Source organism: Sphingobacterium faecale (genome assembly GCF_016746095.1).
Taxonomy (GTDB): Bacteria; Bacteroidota; Bacteroidia; order Sphingobacteriales; family Sphingobacteriaceae; genus Sphingobacterium; species Sphingobacterium faecale.
This window is the reverse complement of sequence record NZ_JAERTY010000010.1, coordinates 12,577-29,465: the sequence shown is the minus strand read 5'-3', so window position 1 is coordinate 29,465 and position 16,889 is coordinate 12,577. Positions and strand designations below refer to the sequence as shown.

Here is a 16,889-nt window from a genome sequence, read left to right as displayed (position 1 = left end):
CATTTAATCACGTGAATATTTTCTATTGGTAATAGAATGTGTCGTGAATGCCAATATTCGACGCAAATACTGATCTTTTAACAGTCTTTAGCTGTAAAAAAATAAAAATGCCTAATTTATAGGGGATATTTTATACATTTATAAACAAAAGTTCAACATAAGTAGTTTCTGAATAAAAATACATGAATAAGCAAATCATTTTAACTGCTTCGTTTTTGGGTTTGATCGCTGTGGCTTTAGGAGCATTTGGAGCACATGGTCTTGAGGGAAAAATCAGTGATTATCATCTAGGCACTTGGAAGACTGCCAATCAATATCATTTTTATCACGTTTTTGCCTTGCTGTTTCTTTCTACTTTTTCCAGAGCCAAGAGTCAATCCATCCGTGTATCCTTTATAGCTTTTACTATTGGAATTCTTCTGTTTTCAGGGTCATTGTATCTACTTAGTGTTCGCTCTTTACTGGGAATAGAGGGGTGGAAGTTCCTGGGGCCGGTGACACCATTAGGTGGTCTTTGTTTTATGATCGGTTGGATAGGCCTGTTTGTAGCAGCTGTCAAACATAGAGCATAGTCTTTTTCTCTCGATTTCGTATCCGTCACATCTTTACCGCAGTGTGCTACTGTGGGTTTTTACCTATCTTTGTTAGATGCATAATATTGATTTGTTCGCCGAGCGTAATACTTTATTTGTAGAAGTGGTGTTACCACTTTTCATAGCGAAGACCTACACCTATCGAGTACCCTTTGAATGGAATGAAAAAATCAGGATAGGGATAAGGGTAATCGTTCAGTTTGGAAAGAATAAAGTGTATTCGGCCATTGTGAAAGATGTCTCGACAGAAGCACCCTTGAAATATGAAGCAAAGTATATTTTAGAGGTTGTCGATGACAACGCTATTGTCGACGGGACGCAACTAAAACTGTGGCAATGGATGTCGGACTATTATATGTGCCAATTGGGAGAGGTGATGCAGGCTGCATTGCCGGCAGCTCTTAAAATGGCTTCTGAGACTAAGATTGTAGCAGCTGAGAATCCTGACCTAGACAGGACGATACTTTCCGATAAAGGGTATTTGGTCTTAGAAGCACTTGATATTGCAGGAGAGCTTCGTGTAGCGGATGTGACTAAGATATTAGGACAGAAATCTGTCTTTCCATTATTGAGGTCACTTTTTGAGCAAGGGTTTATTCTCATTTCGGAAGAGATAAAAGAAAAGTATAAGCCTAAAACAAAATCGTTCCTTTCTATGGCTTCTGAATATAATGATTCTGAAGGAAAAAGGTTGCTATTGGACAGTCTGAATAGAGCGCCGAAACAGCAGGATGCCGTATTGGGTTTTTTACAACTTGTAAAGAATAAGCAGGATATAACCCGACAAGATTTACAGGAAGCAACAGCTTGTGGGGCAGGTGCAATTACAGCGCTGATCGATAAAGGTGTCTTTGTGATAAGGGAGAAGGTAGTGAGTAGGTTTGAAGGGGTAGATATGCAGATGACTAAGGAATTTGATTTCAGCAACGATCAAAAACATGCTTTTGATGAAATTGGTAGCCTTTTTAGACAAAAGGAAGTGGTCCTCCTGCATGGCGTTACTGCATCTGGAAAAACCCAACTTTATATTCGGTTGATTGAAGAGATGCTTGCGGGGGGTAAAAACGCTCTTTATCTTTTGCCTGAGATTGCTTTGACTGCCCAGATTACAGAACGATTGAGACTTCACTTTGGAAATCAGTTAGGAGTTTATCATTCCAAATTTAATGACAATGAGCGGGCAGAGGTATGGCATAAAGTTTTAAAAAATGAGTTCCGTGTTATTATTGGGGCTCGATCCTCCGTGTTTTTGCCCTTTCAAAATTTGGGACTTATCATCGTGGATGAAGAGCACGAGAACTCCTATAAACAGTTTGATCCAGCGCCAAGGTATCACGCACGCGATACAGCCATATATCTAGGACATCTTCATGGAGCTAAGGTTCTTTTGGGATCAGCTACACCATCAGTGGAGAGTTATTATAATGCGAAAGCGGGCAAATATGGACTGGTACAACTGTTGAGACGCTATGGGGAAGCACAATTGCCTGAAATTGAGATTGTAGATATTCCTGAAGAAAGCAGGAAAAACAAAATGCACTCCTATTTCAGTGAAACCTTGCTGAATGGAATTAAAGAGGCCGTAGGGCGTAAAGAGCAAGTCATCCTATTTCAAAACCGAAGAGGACATACTCCTTTCGTACAGTGTAGTACTTGTGGATATGTGGCTAAGTGTGTGAATTGTGATGTAAGTCTTACCTATCATAAAACATCTCACTTACTACATTGTCATTATTGTGGACATTCAGAGGTTCCTATTAATGTGTGTCCAGCTTGTGGTATGCCACATATGGAGAGTAAAGGTTTTGGAACAGAGCGAGTGGAGGAAGAGTTGGAAATCCTAATGCCAGAGCTTCGTATTGGTCGGCTAGATTTAGATTCTACACGGGGCAAGTATGGTTTTGATAAAATCATTACGGCATTTGATGATCATGAGTATGATGTGTTGATTGGTACACAGATGGTGGCCAAGGGACTAGACTTTGGTCGAGTGAGCTTAATCGGAATTATTAATGCGGATACGATTATCAACTTTCCGGACTTCAGAGCCTATGAAAGAGCTTTCTCATTGTTCTCACAGGTTGCCGGAAGGGCGGGTCGTAGAGATGCCCTGGGTAAAGTCGTAATACAGACTTATACACCTAATCATCGCGTTATAGAGCAGGTTGTTCAGCATGACTATGAAGGGATGTTTATGAAAGAAGTTACAGAACGTAAAAACTTTCATTATCCACCGTTTTATAGGTTGATACGTTTGGATGTCAAGCATCCGGATCAACAACAGACATTGGATTCTGCTCAAAAACTTGCAGTTCTGTTGCGCGCACAATTGGGGGATAGAGTGTTGGGGCCTGAGCCTCCCTTGGTCTCTAGAGTGCGTAATAATTATATACAGACCATTACCTTAAAGGTCGAGCGTGGTCACGTAAGTATTGTAAAGGTCAAGGAGCTTATCCGTGCAGCTATACTTTCCTTCGAACTGGATAAGCTCAATTCAGGAGTACGGATCCAGTTGGATATAGATCCGTACTAGGTAGAGATAAGCTATAAGTTTATTTTAGAGACCTTAAATGGCTTTTTGACCGCTTTATGAGCAGCTTCTTTAGCAATTCTTGCTTGTAGGTCACTCACCTTTTCAGGTTTGTAGCTGTTCTCGCGTACATCTAGCTTGAATAGCATCTCGTACCAGGTGCAAGCGGCCGTAAAGCGACCGTAATCTAATTGCAGGTGGTAGCCGTCACGTGTATATTTGTCTCCGATAGAAGAAGTTCTTGCGTTTTGTATAGCTGTTCCCGCAGGTACTACGAAAGCAAAAACACCTGACTTGTTGATTTTCTTCGTTGTTTGAGCTATGTGTTTATACATGATTTCTTGACTCCTTTCATAATTGCTAAAGCCTTTGTGATCTGAGTCATTTTGGTAGGCCCATGTCTGGTGATAAATAAGCTGGGCGTTTGATGGTTTTAGGCTATTCACATAAGCGACTAATGCTGGTAAGCTCTCCATGATAATAGTGTGCTTTCCTGAATAGGGGCTCGCTTGTTGTAGGCTGATATAATCCCAGTCTTCATCTTTTAAAGCTTGTGCGATGCTTGTGCTTTTAGTAGAAGATTTTGTTCCATCTATATTTGTTTTACGGTAACTATAACTTGCTTTGTCGGTTTTAGCATTTTCAACATGGAGTTTTAAAGGAGCTCCCCCAATATAGAGGTTTCCTATTATCATTTTTTTGTTATTGGTTTTAGCCAGATCGTACAAGTAGTTTTCGATAGCATCCTCGGAAAAACTATTGCCTATGGCCAATATTTTGAGTGTGCCAGCTTCTTGAGCGAATAAGGCATGGCAGAAAGTAGCGAATAAGATTAAGGTTAGGGTGATTTTGTTCATAAGTGTTTAATTGTTTAATAATGCGCTGTTAGCGGATCGATTTTGAGTTTCAGTTATTTGTTGTGATTTACATTAGTTTCATTGTTTTGAGCGCATCATATACGGCTTGTTTGCGACCCTCAGTGAATTTTTCCATTCTCTTAGGATCTTTAGGTGTAGCGTTTAAAGCAAAATAGTATTTTTTTTCGTCTTTTTCTAGAAAGCCTACAAACCAACCGTTATTGTCGATTTCGTTATAAGACCAACCTGTTTTACCTGACAGCTTGTAGTTTTTGCCTTCTTCTATAAGAAATACCCTTAACATGGTCTCTCGGGTTGTATTGAGTATGGGGAGTTTTTTTGATATAAAACGTTCTAAAAAATCGATTTGCTCGAAGCAGGATATCTGTGAGTTTCCTTTGAGCCAAAAAGAATCCATATTCTCTGTCCGAACATCCATGCCATTGTAATGAAGTTTGTTGAGGTAGGTTTTCATATTTGCTACACCAATCTTACGTGCGATTTCCTGAAAACAGGGGACACAGGATGTTTGGAAAGCCTCTCGTAAAGTGAGATCCTTCTCCCAATTTTCAAAATCTCTTTTTTGGCCATCCCATTTGAGGATAGAAGTATCACTTCTTAGGACCGAAGACTCTAGAGCGATGATGCTATTCGGGATTTTAAAAGTCGATGCGGGTAGGAAACCTCGATCGGCCCATTCGAAATCGTTAGAATAATATTCCTGTTCCTGTGGATCATAGATGAGTATGCTCCCCTTTAAATCATAGTTGTTTAAAATAGAGGTGAAATCATTTTTATACTTGTCGTTTTGATTACTGTTTCTAGATGCAGTTCCGCATGCAAGACAGAAGGATAGTAAAGAAAGAAAAAAAAGTTTGTACATTGACTATTTGCTTTTGAAGTGAGAAAGATACTAAAAATCAAAATATTTATGTTTTATTATTGAAGTAATCTGTGCGCAAGCTCTATAGTTATTAGATCGGCACGGAGGGGTGGAATGCCTAGCAATATGGAGTTTGGTGTCCAACAGTTGGGCGTTGTTTGATAAAGAAGAATGTTTTATTTGGGAAGATGCTGACTTCAAACATTTTGTATTTATTCCTTAAAATATCCGTTAATTAGGGTATTTTTGAGGAATAATGGCATATAAGTTTGTAGATAATTATAGGGAAAAAGGTGCAAGGAACAAGCTTGTAAAGCACCTTGAAGGCAGAGGTATTCAGGATAGAAGAGTGCTTGAGGCCATGGGAAAGGTGCCGAGACATTATTTCTTTGATGAAACATTCTGGAATCAGGCGTATAAAGATATCGCCTTTCCAATAGGAGACGGACAGACGATATCCCAGCCCTATACAGTTGCTTATCAATCTGAATTATTGCATGTCAAAAGAGGAGATAAAATCTTAGAGATTGGAACAGGCTCTGGGTATCAGACTTGTATTTTATTAGAGCTGGGAGCAGAGGTGTTTACGATCGAGCGACAAGAGAGTTTGTATAATAGAACGATTCAAGTTCTTCCCTATATGGGATATAAACCCCATTTCTTTTTAGGCGATGGCTCGAAAGGAATTGTACAGCATGCACCTTATGATAAGATTATTGTTACAGCTGGAGCTCCCTTTGTGCCAGAAATTATGCTACAACAATTGAAGCTGGGAGGCCTTTTGGTGATACCCGTCGGAGATGAGAAAAGTCAGAAGATGGTAACTATCCTGCGTATTGGAGAAAATGATTTTGAACGAATAGAATTAGATACTTTTAGATTTGTACCATTAGTAGGTGATAGAGCCTGGTAAACCTAATTAATCATATGAGAGAACTTTATCAAGACAATATACAGCGAGCTGAGATAGAGCTTTCTTCCTTAGAGAAAAAAATAAATAAAAATAGTCTTTTACGGTTGGCTGTTATTTTGGTCGGTGGAGCTGCCCTTTTCAAAATATTTCAATGGAATAACATCTGGTTATTATTGATTGCCGTTCTAATGATTGTTTTGTCTTTTGCCTATTTGGTCTTGCGACAGAGTAGGTTAGAAAAAGCAAAAGCTGATGCACAGGCCTTTTTACGGATCAATACAAATGAGGTCGCTTTAGGGGAAGGGAAGCCCAATATATATAGCGAAGGAGAGGCGCATGATGAGGGCAAGCATCCCTATGTCTCTGACTTGGATGTTTTTGGAGCGAAGTCTCTTTTTGCAAAAATTAATAGAGCGGCTACTCCCGATGGCGTTGAACGTTTGGTGTCTTGGTTTGTCAAGTCAACGAGCAAAGAGGAAATACTGTTGCGTCAGCAGGCCAGTACTGAGTTGCGTGATAAGGGAGAATGGATACAACAACTGCAGACTAAATTGCTTTTCAATTTAGGACAAACAACCAATATTCGCATTTTTTTATCCAGATATCTCCAGGATGGAGGACTTGATTTTGGTTCTGTTTTACTACGGACTTATGTGCCGATTGCTCCTTACTTATTTGTTGCTGGTGTTTTATTTTCTCTTCTTGTGTTTCCGATTTGGAATATCCTACTCTTGCTGGGGCTGATGCATCTCGGATGGACGCTTGCTTTAGCAGGTAAGGTGAGTCACTTTTCGTCCCGTATAGATAAGATTGGGGCGACCTTGATTGCGTACTCCGATGCGGTCAAGATGATTGAGGAAGAGAATTTTTCCAGTAAGATGAATCAAAACCTGCAACAGAACCTAAAGACGAAACAGCAAGAGAATCTTTCTGTTGCATTTCGACGTTTGGGAACTTTGGTAGACAAGCTGGATGCCCGCAATAATATTTTGATCGGTTCTTTGTTGAATATCATCTTTTTGTGGGACTTCAAGCAAGTGATGGCTATTGTACGTTGGAAGAAAAGCTATGAAGGCAACATATTAAATACGTTTAATATCATGGCCGACTTTGAAGCATTGATAAGCTTGGCTGTTTTACAACGAAATCATCCTCAATGGACGGTTCCCGTTATACTGGATGACGTCAATAAGGACCCTATAGTAGCAAATAAGTTGAATCATCCATTAATTCCGGTCGATAAGGCTGTAGCGAATGATTATAATTCGGAAGATCATAGAATAGCACTGATTACTGGATCTAATATGGCTGGCAAGAGTACTTTTTTGCGGACGTTGGGAATCAATGCAGTGCTCGCTTATGCGGGAGCTGTTGTCTGTGCGGACCGATTCGAACTGCCTATATATAGGATCGTATCTTATATGCGAATCAAAGACGATTTAAATGAGAGTACTTCTACTTTTAAAGCCGAGTTGGATAGGATGAAATTTATTTTAGATTTAGTAGCGGCAGAAAAGGATACTTTTGTTTTGATTGATGAGATGTTGAGGGGTACTAATTCGGTGGATAAGTATTTGGGATCTAGGGCTATAATTAAGAAGTTGATAGCGATGGGAGGAAGAGGTATGGTGGCTACCCATGATCTACAATTGGCATCCTTGCAAGACGATTATCCTGGTATTTTGAAAAACTATCATTTCGATATTCAAGTGGAGCAAGGAGAGATGCTCTTTGATTATAAGTTAAAAGACGGTAAATGTACCGTATTCAATGCGTCATTGTTATTAAAAGGGATAGGGGTGGAAGTAGGTAATTGATAAAATACTACCTTTGTGAAAATTTATTCCAAAAATGACGTTAGAAGAAAAGATCGAAGCTTCGGAGACCCGTGTATGTACAACTGTGTTTCCTTTTTTAACCAATCACCATGATACCTTATTCGGTGGAAAGGCGATGGCTATTATGGATGAGGTTTCCTTTATGGCAGCAACACGTTTTTGTCGTAAGCGTTTGGTCACTGTTTCGACCGACCGCATAGATTTTAAAAAAGCTATCCCATCCGGTAGTATTATCGAAGCGATTGCTAGGGTTGACAGTGTAGGTCGTACCAGTTTAAAAATAAAAGTAGAGATCTATCTTGAACATATGTACGAAGAAGGACGGGAATTAGCAATCCAAGGGATGTTTACATTTGTGGCATTAGATGATGATAAAAATCCAATACCCGTGCTAGAAGGGCTAAATGTCACAGCAGAATAGAGTATAATGTTATTATAGTCTTACTTGTTATTGGTTCCGTATTACGGGAGCTAATTGTTGGAGCTCTTGCTCATCAAAGAGGCGATAGTGAACTTTAAAAGTTTTTCCTAGGGGGCTCTCTAAAGAGAAACCGCCAGGGCCAAAGCCATCTAGGACATCTAATGTAAAGTGAGCGTGTTGCCAATATTCAAATAGATCTCTGTCTACCCAAAATTCAAACCCCTCCACAAGGCCGATCATGGCATCATTGGTGCGTGGAAAGAAGGTCCCCTTTTCGAAACATTGAGGCTGCGTGCCTTCGCAGCAACCGCCAGCTTGGTAGAACATAAGATCTCCATGTTTTTCTGCCAATTCCTTAATAAGGACTTTAGCAGTTTCTGTGGTGTCTAGTCTATTGCTCATTTTTATTTTTGTTGTGAAGATATACTAAACACAGCCACCTTGTTTAATAAAGACAAGAGGGCTGTGTTTTTTTTGTGGCTGTTAGAAGAATCCTAGTTTTTCCTTGTTATAAGAGATCAGCATGTTTTTGGTCTGTCTGTAATGACCAAGCATCATCTTATGGTTCTCGCGACCGATACCAGATTGTTTGTATCCGCCAAAAGGCGCGCCTGCAGGATAAGCATGATATTGGTTGACCCATACCCGACCTGCCTGAATGGCGCGAGGTACCTGATAGAGCTGATGAGCATCTCGGGTCCATACTCCTGCACCTAAGCCATAAATGGTGTCGTTAGCAATTTCTATAGCTTCTTTTTCGTCTTTAAAAGTTGTTACCGCAAGCACAGGGCCGAAAATCTCCTCTTGGAAAATCCGCATTTTATTGTGTCCCTTGAATAAAGTAGGCTTGATATAGTAGCCTTCTTCAAACCCAACGCCGACATTGTTTTGATCACCACCAGTCAGCACCTCAGCACCTTCTTCTTTACCCAATTGGATGTAAGACATAATCTTGTCCTTTTGGATTTTTGAAGCTTGCGCTCCCATCATTGTTGATGGATCTAGCGGGTCACCTACCTTTATTTGGTTTACACGGTCAATGACTTTGGCGATAAAGCGCTCGTAGATATCTTCTTGTATTAACAATCGTGATGGACATGTACATATTTCTCCTTGGTTTAATGCAAATAGTACTGCACCCTCTATAGCCTTGTCTAAGAAGGCGTCATCCCCGTCCATCACCGAGTTGAAAAAGATATTGGGGGATTTTCCGCCAAGTTCTAGTGTTACAGGGATAATGTTTTCTGTTGCATATTGCATGACTAGGCGTCCTGTGGCAGTAGAACCTGTGAAAGCCGCCTTGGCAACTTTAGGATTGGTTACTAGCGCGCGGCCTAGTTCAGACCCAAAGCCATTTACTATATTAACCACGCCGGCAGGGATAAGATCACCGATTAATTCCATGAGAACGAGGATAGAGGTAGGTGTACTCTCTGCGGGTTTTAATACCACGGTATTTCCTGCGGCGAGTGCAGGAGCAAGTTTCCATACAGCCATTAGGATAGGGAAGTTCCAGGGAATAATCTGTGCGACGACACCAATCGGTTCGTGTACAATCAATGATACGGTGTTCGCGTCTAGTTCTGTTAGAGAGCCTTCTTCAGCCCGTATTACACCCGCAAAATACCTGAAATGATCAATCGCTAGGGGGATATCGGCGTTAAGAGTCTCGCGTACTGCTTTTCCATTATCTATGGTTTCGACTGCTGCTATGTATTCTAGGTTCTCCTCTATACGATCCGCAATTTTGTTAAGGATAATGCTTCGTTCTGTAGCAGAGGTTTTGCCCCAAGTCTCGAATGCTTTTGCTGCTGCATTGACCGCGAGATCAAGATCTTCTTTTGTAGAATGTGCCACTTGGGTGAATACTTTTCCATCTACCGGAGATATGTTGTCAAAATATTTGCCGAGAACAGGCGCAACGAATTTCCCGCCTATGTAGTTGTCGTAACGATCTTTGAACGTTGGTTTTTTAATAGCACTCATATTAATTAATGTTTATTGTTTAAATTCTTGTTTATCAAATTTAGCCAACCATTTTTCAGAAATATAGCATTATCTATCCAAAGGATAGCACTATGTAGTCAACGTTCAGTTAGGGAGATTTGTTGTGTTTTTTTATTATATTTGATTGACTGCCAATTGTAAAGTTTTGTGATATGATAAATAATAATCAAATACAGCTATTGCCTTTTGCAAGAGGGCGGGAATTATCCACTCTTGTGGAAAATAAGCGTGCGTTTACATTAGATAGTTTAGAGCTTCATGTTTATGAAACCTATAAGGTCTCGGAACAGGTTCCGTTGCGTTTTGATGATATCGTAATGATTAATATGATACAAGGTAAAAAGGTAATGCATATAAATAATATAGATTCTTTTGAATATCTCCCAGGGGAGATGATTGTATTGCCGGCTTCTGTTGGAATGAATATCGATTTTCCAGAGGCCACGTTTGGTAATCCGACCCAATGTACGGCGCTTACGGTAAGTAGAGAACGCATTGGTAAGGTGATGGATTATTTAAATGAGTTTTACCCCAAAGTTAGCCTGTCGGGCGCTTGGAAGCTAGATGACGATCAGTACCATTTGTATAATACACCAGAGCTTGCTGATTTGTTGGATAAGCTGTTCCAGATCATGATCAGTACAAATCCGCTTAAGAATGCGTTGGCTGATCTGACCTTTAAAGAATTGATGATCCGATTGTTGCAGACCCAGTCGTTGTTAACATTGGAGTTGGGGAACGCATCCAATACGACTTTAGACCATCTTAAGGAGTTTGTACATAGGCATATTACTGAAAAGTTGACTCTCGATACGCTCGAGAAAGTGGCCAACATGAGCAAATCAAGTATAGCAAGAATGTTCAAGCAGGAGTTGGGAGTGAGTCCAATGGAGTATGTTATAAGACAACGTCTTGTTAAAGCAAAGGAATTGTTGATGTCGGCGAGGAGCGTAAAAGAAGCTTGTTTCGGTGCAGGCTTTAACGATGTTAATTATTTTGTACGGCTTTTTAAAAGTAGAGAGGGAATTACACCTGGTGCATTTATGCTCACTTAAACTAGTACTTCATAACCCTATCCAATTCACGTTTTGTTTCACGCTCTTTGATCGTCTCCCTTTTGTCAAAGTCTTTCTTTCCTTGAGCTAATGCAATTTCCACCTTGGCAAACCCTCTTTCGCTGATAAAGATACGTAGCGGGACTATAGTGAAGCCTTTCTCTTCGCCTTTGTCTCTAAGTTTCTTTAGTTCTTTTTTTGTTAAGAGGAGCTTTCTGTCTCGTTTGGATTCGTGGTTGTAAAATGATCCAAAGGAGTATTCGGCAATATGCATGTTACGTATGTAAAGACCATCGTCAAAGAAAGAACAAAAACTATCATTGATATTTGCTTTTCCCTCTCGGATGGATTTGATCTCTGTACCTAATAATTGTATTCCTGCTACATACCTGTCAATCAGGTGGTATTCAAACGATGCTTTTTTGTTTTTTATATTGATTTGAGACGATAATGCCATAAAGATAACTGTGTAATATGCAAATGTAGCAAATTTGGGGATTCATAATGCGAAAACCTGTTGTTTGTTTATTAACAATAATTTAACTTTATGATATTTATCTAGTTTTTGGTTGCGGTTTATATTTCAAAGTTTTGTAAGTTTGCACGTTTTGTAGCTAGATTGGAGATAGCGTGTAATTATGAGAAGTACATACTAAGGCAATGTTAGATTAACGTCATTTGTTGATAAAAATTGTTTACCTTAATATAGATTTCATATTTTTGACGATTATTTCAGTTTGGTCAGAAAGTAAAAATAGTAAAGGCGTAAAATTAGAAATACCTATAGCATGAGCAAGGGAAAGTTAAGTGAAAGAACATCAAGTTTTCTAAAGAAGGAACTAGAGCCAATAAAAGCCAACGATTTGTATGCTTATTTTAGGCCTATCCAATCAAAGCAAGATACGGAAGTCATTATAGACGGAAAACGTGTATTGATGTTTGGATCAAACTCTTATTTAGGATTAACCACTGATCCTCGTATTATCGAAGCCTCACAAGATGCTTTGGCAAAGTATGGGACTGGTTGCGCTGGATCCAGATTTTTAAACGGTACGTTAGATATCCATGTGGAGCTGGAAGAAAAGCTGGCGGAATATGTGGGTAAAGATGCGGCTGTATTATTTAGTACTGGCTTTCAGTCGAATTTAGGTCCTCTGTCATGTCTTACGGGTAGAAATGATTACATTCTATTGGACGAGAGAAACCATGCTTCTATCATTGACGGAAGTAGACTTTCTTTTTCGAAGGTAATCAAATATGCGCACAATGATATGGAGGATCTTCGTGCTAAGCTGACGAGGCTTCCAGAAGACAGCTTGAAGTTGATCGCTACGGATGGAATTTTCAGCATGGAAGGTGATATTGTCAAATTACCTGAAATGGTTAAAGTAGCAGAAGAGTTCGATGCTGCGATTCTATGTGATGATGCACATAGTTTGGGGGTAATCGGTGAGAAAGGTGCAGGAACAGGTAGTCACTTTGGATTGACTGATCAAGTAGATCTTATCATGGGAACTTTTAGTAAATCTTTAGCTTCGCTTGGTGGTTTCGTTGCAGCAGATAAAGATACTATTGAATATCTTAAGCATCGTGCACGCTCTTTAATGTTTAGCGCAAGTATGACGCCTGCTTCGGTTGCATCCACATTGAAGGCTTTGGAAATCATCCAAACAGAACCGGAGCATATCGAAAAATTGTGGGCTAATACACACTATGCAAAAAAATTATTGATTGAAAACGGTTTTGATTTGGGGGATACAGAGAGTCCTATTCTACCGATTTTTGTTCGCAATAATGATAAAACCTATATTGTTACCAAAATGCTTCAGGATAATGGAGTATTTGTTAACCCGGTAGTAGCTCCAGCTGTTCCTGCTGAAGAATCATTGATTCGTTTTTCATTGATGGCAACACATACTTTTGATCAAATCGATGAAGCTATCGATAAGATGTCTAAAGTATTTAAAGAGTTGGAAGTAGAACGGTACAAAAAGGTCATTTAACGATCAGGTGTTCAACCTATTTTAAATAAGGAAATGATAACAATCATACCTGTAGAAACAAAAAAACAACGTGCGGAATTCATAGATTTTCCGCATGATTTGTATTTGGGGAATGCTAACTACGTTCCTGAGTTATTCATTGCCCAAAGTGATTTGTTAAATCCTAAAAAGCATCCTTTTTATAAGCATTCGTCGGCCCAATTGTTCCTAGCTTATCGTGAACATAAGGTAGTCGGGCGGATTGCTGCCATTTGGAATACCAATCATAATACATTTAATAAGGTTAGCGAAGGACAATTTGGTTACTTTGATTGTATAAATGACCAAGAAGTTGCTTCTGCATTATTCAATGCTGCGCTTTCGTGGGTTAAAGCCAAAGGTGGCAACAATATTGTTGGCCCAATTAATCTATCTACCAACGAAACCTGCGGGCTATTAGTGGAGGGGTTTGATACGCCGCCTATGGCAATGATGCCTTATAATAGTCCTTATTATCTCGATTTAATAAGCAATTATGGCTTTGATAAAAAAGTGGACCTCTTAGCTTATAACGTGAGAACGGAAACTGCGAATACGCGTGCTGTTCAACTTATGGATAGACTAGAGGAACGTTTAGGTAGATCAGGAATAAAGCTAAGAACGATCAACTTGAAAGACTTTAAAAGCGAAGCCGCTAAGATTCGGGAAGTGTATAACAAGGCATGGGATAAGAATCTCGGATTTGTCCCTATGACTGATGAAGAGTTTGATTATATTGCCAAAGACTTGAAAATGATTGTTGATCCTCGTTTCTGTATTATAGCAGAAAAAGGAGAAGAAATAATCGGTTTCGCGGTAGGAATTCCCAATATTAATGAGATCCAAATCAATATAAAACGTGGACGCTTGTTGCCAACAGGAATTTTTAAACTGTTATTTGGTAAGAAGAATATCAAATCATTACGCGTTTTAATGCTAGGTGTTTTGGAAAAATATCGCAAATTGGGTATAGAAGCCTGTTTATACGGTCGGATTATTAGGAATGCTAAGCCTGCAGGTATACGCGGTGCGGAATGCTCTTGGATGTTAGAAACCAACTACTTAATGAATCACGCCATTGAACAAATTAATGGTGAACTATACAAACGCTATCGTTTATACGAGAAGGCGATATGAGGAAAAAAGTATTTATAACAGGTGCTAGTGGTTTTGTGGGGTCTCATCTGGTAGAAGAGGCAAGACGAAGAGGGTATGAGGTCCACGCTGCTGTAAGGAAAACCAGTAAGATTGATGCTATTCAGTATGCTGTTGATAAATTCGTGTTTCCGAATATGGATGATTCTGATGAGCTAATCTCCTTATTTCAGCAAGAGCAATACAGTTGTATCATACATGCCGCAGCGATGACTAAAGCAAAGCGCGAAAGCGATATGTTGAAGGTTAACGTCGGATATACTGAGAATATTTTAAAGGCTTCGTTAGCAATAAAGGATGTTTTAGAAAGAATTGTATACGTTAGTAGCTTAGCTGCCGTAGGTCCAATTGATTTTGAAAGTCCATTTTTAATTACAGAAAATACACCTTACAATCCCCTGACTGTATACGGCCGTAGTAAGAGAACTTCGGAAGAAATGATTAAGACTAACTTTTCTGATAGTCCTATTTCCGTACTGAGGCCTACAGCAGTGTATGGACCGCGAGAGAAGGACTTATTTATTCTTTTTGATACCTTAAGTAAGGGATTTGATCCGTATATTGGTAGCAAACCTCAAAAGTTGAGCTTTGTCTATGTAAAGGATCTTGTTGATGTTATTCTTGATGCGTGTACGCAACCACAGGAAGGTCTACAGTTTTATAATATTACAGATGGTCAGGTCTATTCGAGGTATGCCATGGCTGATATTTTTAGAAATACGTTTAATAAAAAGTCTTTTCGTCTGCATATCCCTTATGCTCTAGTAGCTTTTGCTGCCAAAATTTCACAATCACTTTATGCACGATCTGAAAAAACTCCAGTTTTATATCCTGAGCGCTTGGCAGAACTCACCGCTGAAAATTGGGGATGTAATATAGAAAAAGCCCAGAACGATTTAGCGTTCAAAGCTAAATATGATTTGTCCTCCGGATTGAAGGAAACGTTGTCATGGTATAAATCAAATAATTGGTTGTAATAAAGAGAGATATGAGCGAGCAAAAAATCAATAAGAAACTGTTTCAAGACAGAAAGCGTACTAACATATTAAGTAATCCAGAACAACGATTTATCAGCTATCTGGTACCACGGATACCAGACTGGATCACTTCGGATGGGCTCACCGCTATTGGTTTTTTAGGCTCTTTAATTATTCTGGGAAGTTTTTTATTGGCAGAATATGTTGATCGAGATTTGTTGTTATTGGCTATTCCAGGGTTTTTTATTCAATGGTTCGGAGATTCATTGGATGGCCGTATCGCTTATTATCGTAATAAATCTAGAAAGTGGTACGGCTTTGCATTAGACATTGTAATGGATTGGGTGAGTACGGTTTTTATTGGATTAGGTTATGTGTTATATACCGTTGGAGATTTCAAATATCTGGGCTTTACATTAGTGGCACTTTACGGTTGGGCAATGATAATATCCCAATTGCGATATAGAATTACCGATAAATATACAATTGATGCAGGGCTATTGGGACCAACAGAAATACGTGTTATTATTTGTTTGGTCTTGCTTTTTGAGGTAATATTCAAAGGGTCAATTGATTATAGTGTGTTGGGGATTTGTGTGATCTTGTTTTTTATCAATGTTGGAGATACACTAAAGCTATTGGCTGTAGGTGATGCCAAAGATAAAGAAGAAAAACTAGCTAAACAGAAGGCGGAACAAGATACTGTGGATGACATTCAAGCCTAAAGAGTTTTTGAAAGCACAGCTTTCCGCGTTTGTGGGAGGGGGCTTTGATTTTGGAATTTATTCTTTCTGCTACAAAGTTCTTCTAATTTCTGCTCCTTTTTCTAATGTTATTAGTGGAAGTCTAGGAGCAATTGTCAATTTTACCATTAATAGGTATTGGTCGTTTAATAGTACAGAAGTTCCTTTAGCAAACCAACTCTGGAAGTTTATTATCGTAGTTGCTGGAAGTATTTTTCTTAAATCTACCGGTATCCATTTTTTAGTGGATGTTTGGGGTTTTCATTTTCTGCTGTCTAAAGGAATTGTGGAGATAATCGTGTCTTTAGGATTTAATTTTACTTTACAAAAGTACTGGGTCTTTAAAAAGTAGTTTTCAGAGGTATTTATTCCACATGCAAAGAAAATTGTCACAGGAAAGTCTGAACCGCAGATATCTGACATCTTCATAACATTTTTTTTACAGAGCGCTGCACCTTTCTGTTTTTTGCTTTTCTATATTTGCAGCATATGTTGCGTATACTACATTTTTTAGTGCTTTTTGGCTACCTCAATGTCCTCTGTTATGAGGTACAGTATTGCAATATATTGGACTTCAGGCCGGTTGTTTCTGGAGAAACCTTTCTCGAAGTGGTTTTAGAAGAAATCCTAGATATCACAGATTCAGAACACCAAGAGACCGCGCCACAAATTTTCTTTGACGACTATCGTATTTTCTTTCTTTCTTTAGGCGTACTCCCTACTATTCTTTTTGTTGTTTGGTTATTACGAAAGCTATTTCTCTTTACCAAGACGATAAAGCACCCTCGCTATGAATCGAAGAGGCTCTGCTTACCTGGGTACTATACATTTCTGTATAGGTTCAGACCTTTCTAATTTTTACAATCCCATCTTATTTGTTTAATAAATGCTTATGA

Annotated in this window: 17 protein-coding genes; 12 read left to right on the top strand and 5 right to left on the bottom strand. The window is 39.1% G+C overall.

Features of this window, described 5'->3' with window-relative positions; translation table 11 throughout:
- Positions 1–182: 182 nt before the first annotated feature.
- Both JKG61_RS17610 and priA read left to right on the top strand, forming a co-directional pair.
- A complete protein-coding gene (locus JKG61_RS17610) occupies positions 183–572 on the top strand; it encodes a DUF423 domain-containing protein (protein ID WP_021068490.1) in 390 nt (129 codons plus the stop codon).
- A 76-nt stretch (positions 573–648) separates the two neighbouring features.
- The gene (gene priA, locus JKG61_RS17605) at positions 649–3,126 is read left to right on the top strand and encodes a replication restart helicase PriA (RefSeq protein WP_202104272.1); all 2,478 of its coding nucleotides are present in this window, start codon (positions 649–651) and stop codon (positions 3,124–3,126) included.
- Positions 3,127–3,137: 11 nt separating this feature from the next.
- Here priA and JKG61_RS17600 read toward each other — a convergent pair whose 3' ends face one another.
- Together JKG61_RS17600 and blaOXA are read right to left on the bottom strand one after the other, a co-directional pair.
- The gene (locus JKG61_RS17600) at positions 3,138–3,980 is read right to left on the bottom strand and encodes a DUF4886 domain-containing protein (RefSeq protein WP_202104271.1); all 843 of its coding nucleotides are present in this window, start codon (positions 3,978–3,980) and stop codon (positions 3,138–3,140) included.
- Between the two features lie 67 nt (positions 3,981–4,047).
- The gene (blaOXA, locus tag JKG61_RS17595; protein WP_202104270.1) at positions 4,048–4,863 is read right to left on the bottom strand and encodes a class D beta-lactamase; all 816 of its coding nucleotides are present in this window, start codon (positions 4,861–4,863) and stop codon (positions 4,048–4,050) included.
- 256 nt (positions 4,864–5,119) lie between these two features.
- Between blaOXA and JKG61_RS17590 the strand changes: the two genes are divergently transcribed.
- The 3 genes from JKG61_RS17590 to JKG61_RS17580 are packed head-to-tail and all read left to right on the top strand — an operon-like array spanning position 5,120 to position 8,035.
- Positions 5,120–5,776 carry a protein-L-isoaspartate(D-aspartate) O-methyltransferase gene (locus tag JKG61_RS17590; protein ID WP_202104269.1) on the top strand — a complete coding sequence of 219 codons (657 nt, stop codon included), beginning with the start codon at positions 5,120–5,122 and terminating at the stop codon, positions 5,774–5,776.
- Between the two features lie 14 nt (positions 5,777–5,790).
- Positions 5,791–7,593: a MutS-related protein gene (locus JKG61_RS17585; protein ID WP_202104268.1), complete on the top strand. Its 1,803-nt coding sequence runs from the start codon at positions 5,791–5,793 to the stop codon at positions 7,591–7,593.
- Between the two features lie 34 nt (positions 7,594–7,627).
- Positions 7,628–8,035 carry an acyl-CoA thioesterase gene (locus JKG61_RS17580; RefSeq protein ID WP_202104267.1) on the top strand — a complete coding sequence of 136 codons (408 nt, stop codon included), beginning with the start codon at positions 7,628–7,630 and terminating at the stop codon, positions 8,033–8,035.
- A gap of 27 nt (positions 8,036–8,062) precedes the next feature.
- On the opposite strand, the gene JKG61_RS17575 is transcribed toward JKG61_RS17580, so the two are convergent.
- Together JKG61_RS17575 and JKG61_RS17570 are read right to left on the bottom strand one after the other, a co-directional pair.
- Entirely contained in the window at positions 8,063–8,437 is a 375-nt protein-coding gene (locus tag JKG61_RS17575; RefSeq protein WP_202104266.1) for a DUF779 domain-containing protein, read from the bottom strand.
- Between the two features lie 81 nt (positions 8,438–8,518).
- Positions 8,519–10,021, bottom strand: a complete 1,503-nt coding sequence (locus JKG61_RS17570) for an aldehyde dehydrogenase family protein (protein WP_202104265.1) — start codon at positions 10,019–10,021, stop codon at positions 8,519–8,521.
- A 173-nt stretch (positions 10,022–10,194) separates the two neighbouring features.
- Here JKG61_RS17570 and JKG61_RS17565 point away from each other — a divergent pair, with 173 nt between their 5' ends.
- Entirely contained in the window at positions 10,195–11,097 is a 903-nt protein-coding gene (locus tag JKG61_RS17565) for an AraC family transcriptional regulator (RefSeq protein ID WP_202104264.1), read from the top strand.
- A gap of 1 nt (position 11,098) precedes the next feature.
- On the opposite strand, the gene smpB is transcribed toward JKG61_RS17565, so the two are convergent.
- Positions 11,099–11,554, bottom strand: a complete 456-nt coding sequence (gene smpB / locus JKG61_RS17560) for an SsrA-binding protein SmpB (RefSeq protein WP_202104263.1) — start codon at positions 11,552–11,554, stop codon at positions 11,099–11,101.
- Positions 11,555–11,885: 331 nt separating this feature from the next.
- Between smpB and spt the strand changes: the two genes are divergently transcribed.
- The 6 genes from spt (at position 11,886) to JKG61_RS17530 (ending at position 16,848) form a co-directional block, all read left to right on the top strand.
- A complete protein-coding gene (gene spt, locus JKG61_RS17555) occupies positions 11,886–13,100 on the top strand; it encodes a serine palmitoyltransferase (protein ID WP_202104262.1) in 1,215 nt (404 codons plus the stop codon).
- A gap of 33 nt (positions 13,101–13,133) precedes the next feature.
- Complete coding sequence (locus tag JKG61_RS17550) at positions 13,134–14,255, top strand: hypothetical protein (RefSeq protein WP_202104261.1); 1,122 nt, start codon at positions 13,134–13,136, stop codon at positions 14,253–14,255.
- Entirely contained in the window at positions 14,252–15,250 is a 999-nt protein-coding gene (locus JKG61_RS17545; RefSeq protein WP_202104260.1) for an NAD-dependent epimerase/dehydratase family protein, read from the top strand. The genes JKG61_RS17550 and JKG61_RS17545 overlap by 4 nt, the downstream gene beginning before the upstream one ends.
- Before the next feature lie 11 nt (positions 15,251–15,261).
- Positions 15,262–15,975: a CDP-alcohol phosphatidyltransferase family protein gene (locus JKG61_RS17540; RefSeq protein ID WP_202104259.1), complete on the top strand. Its 714-nt coding sequence runs from the start codon at positions 15,262–15,264 to the stop codon at positions 15,973–15,975.
- Positions 15,959–16,345: a GtrA family protein gene (locus JKG61_RS17535; protein WP_202104258.1), complete on the top strand. Its 387-nt coding sequence runs from the start codon at positions 15,959–15,961 to the stop codon at positions 16,343–16,345. Before JKG61_RS17540 ends, JKG61_RS17535 begins: the two co-directional genes overlap by 17 nt.
- A gap of 137 nt (positions 16,346–16,482) precedes the next feature.
- Positions 16,483–16,848, top strand: a complete 366-nt coding sequence (locus JKG61_RS17530) for a hypothetical protein (RefSeq protein WP_202104257.1) — start codon at positions 16,483–16,485, stop codon at positions 16,846–16,848.
- The last annotated feature ends 41 nt before the right edge of the window (positions 16,849–16,889 follow it).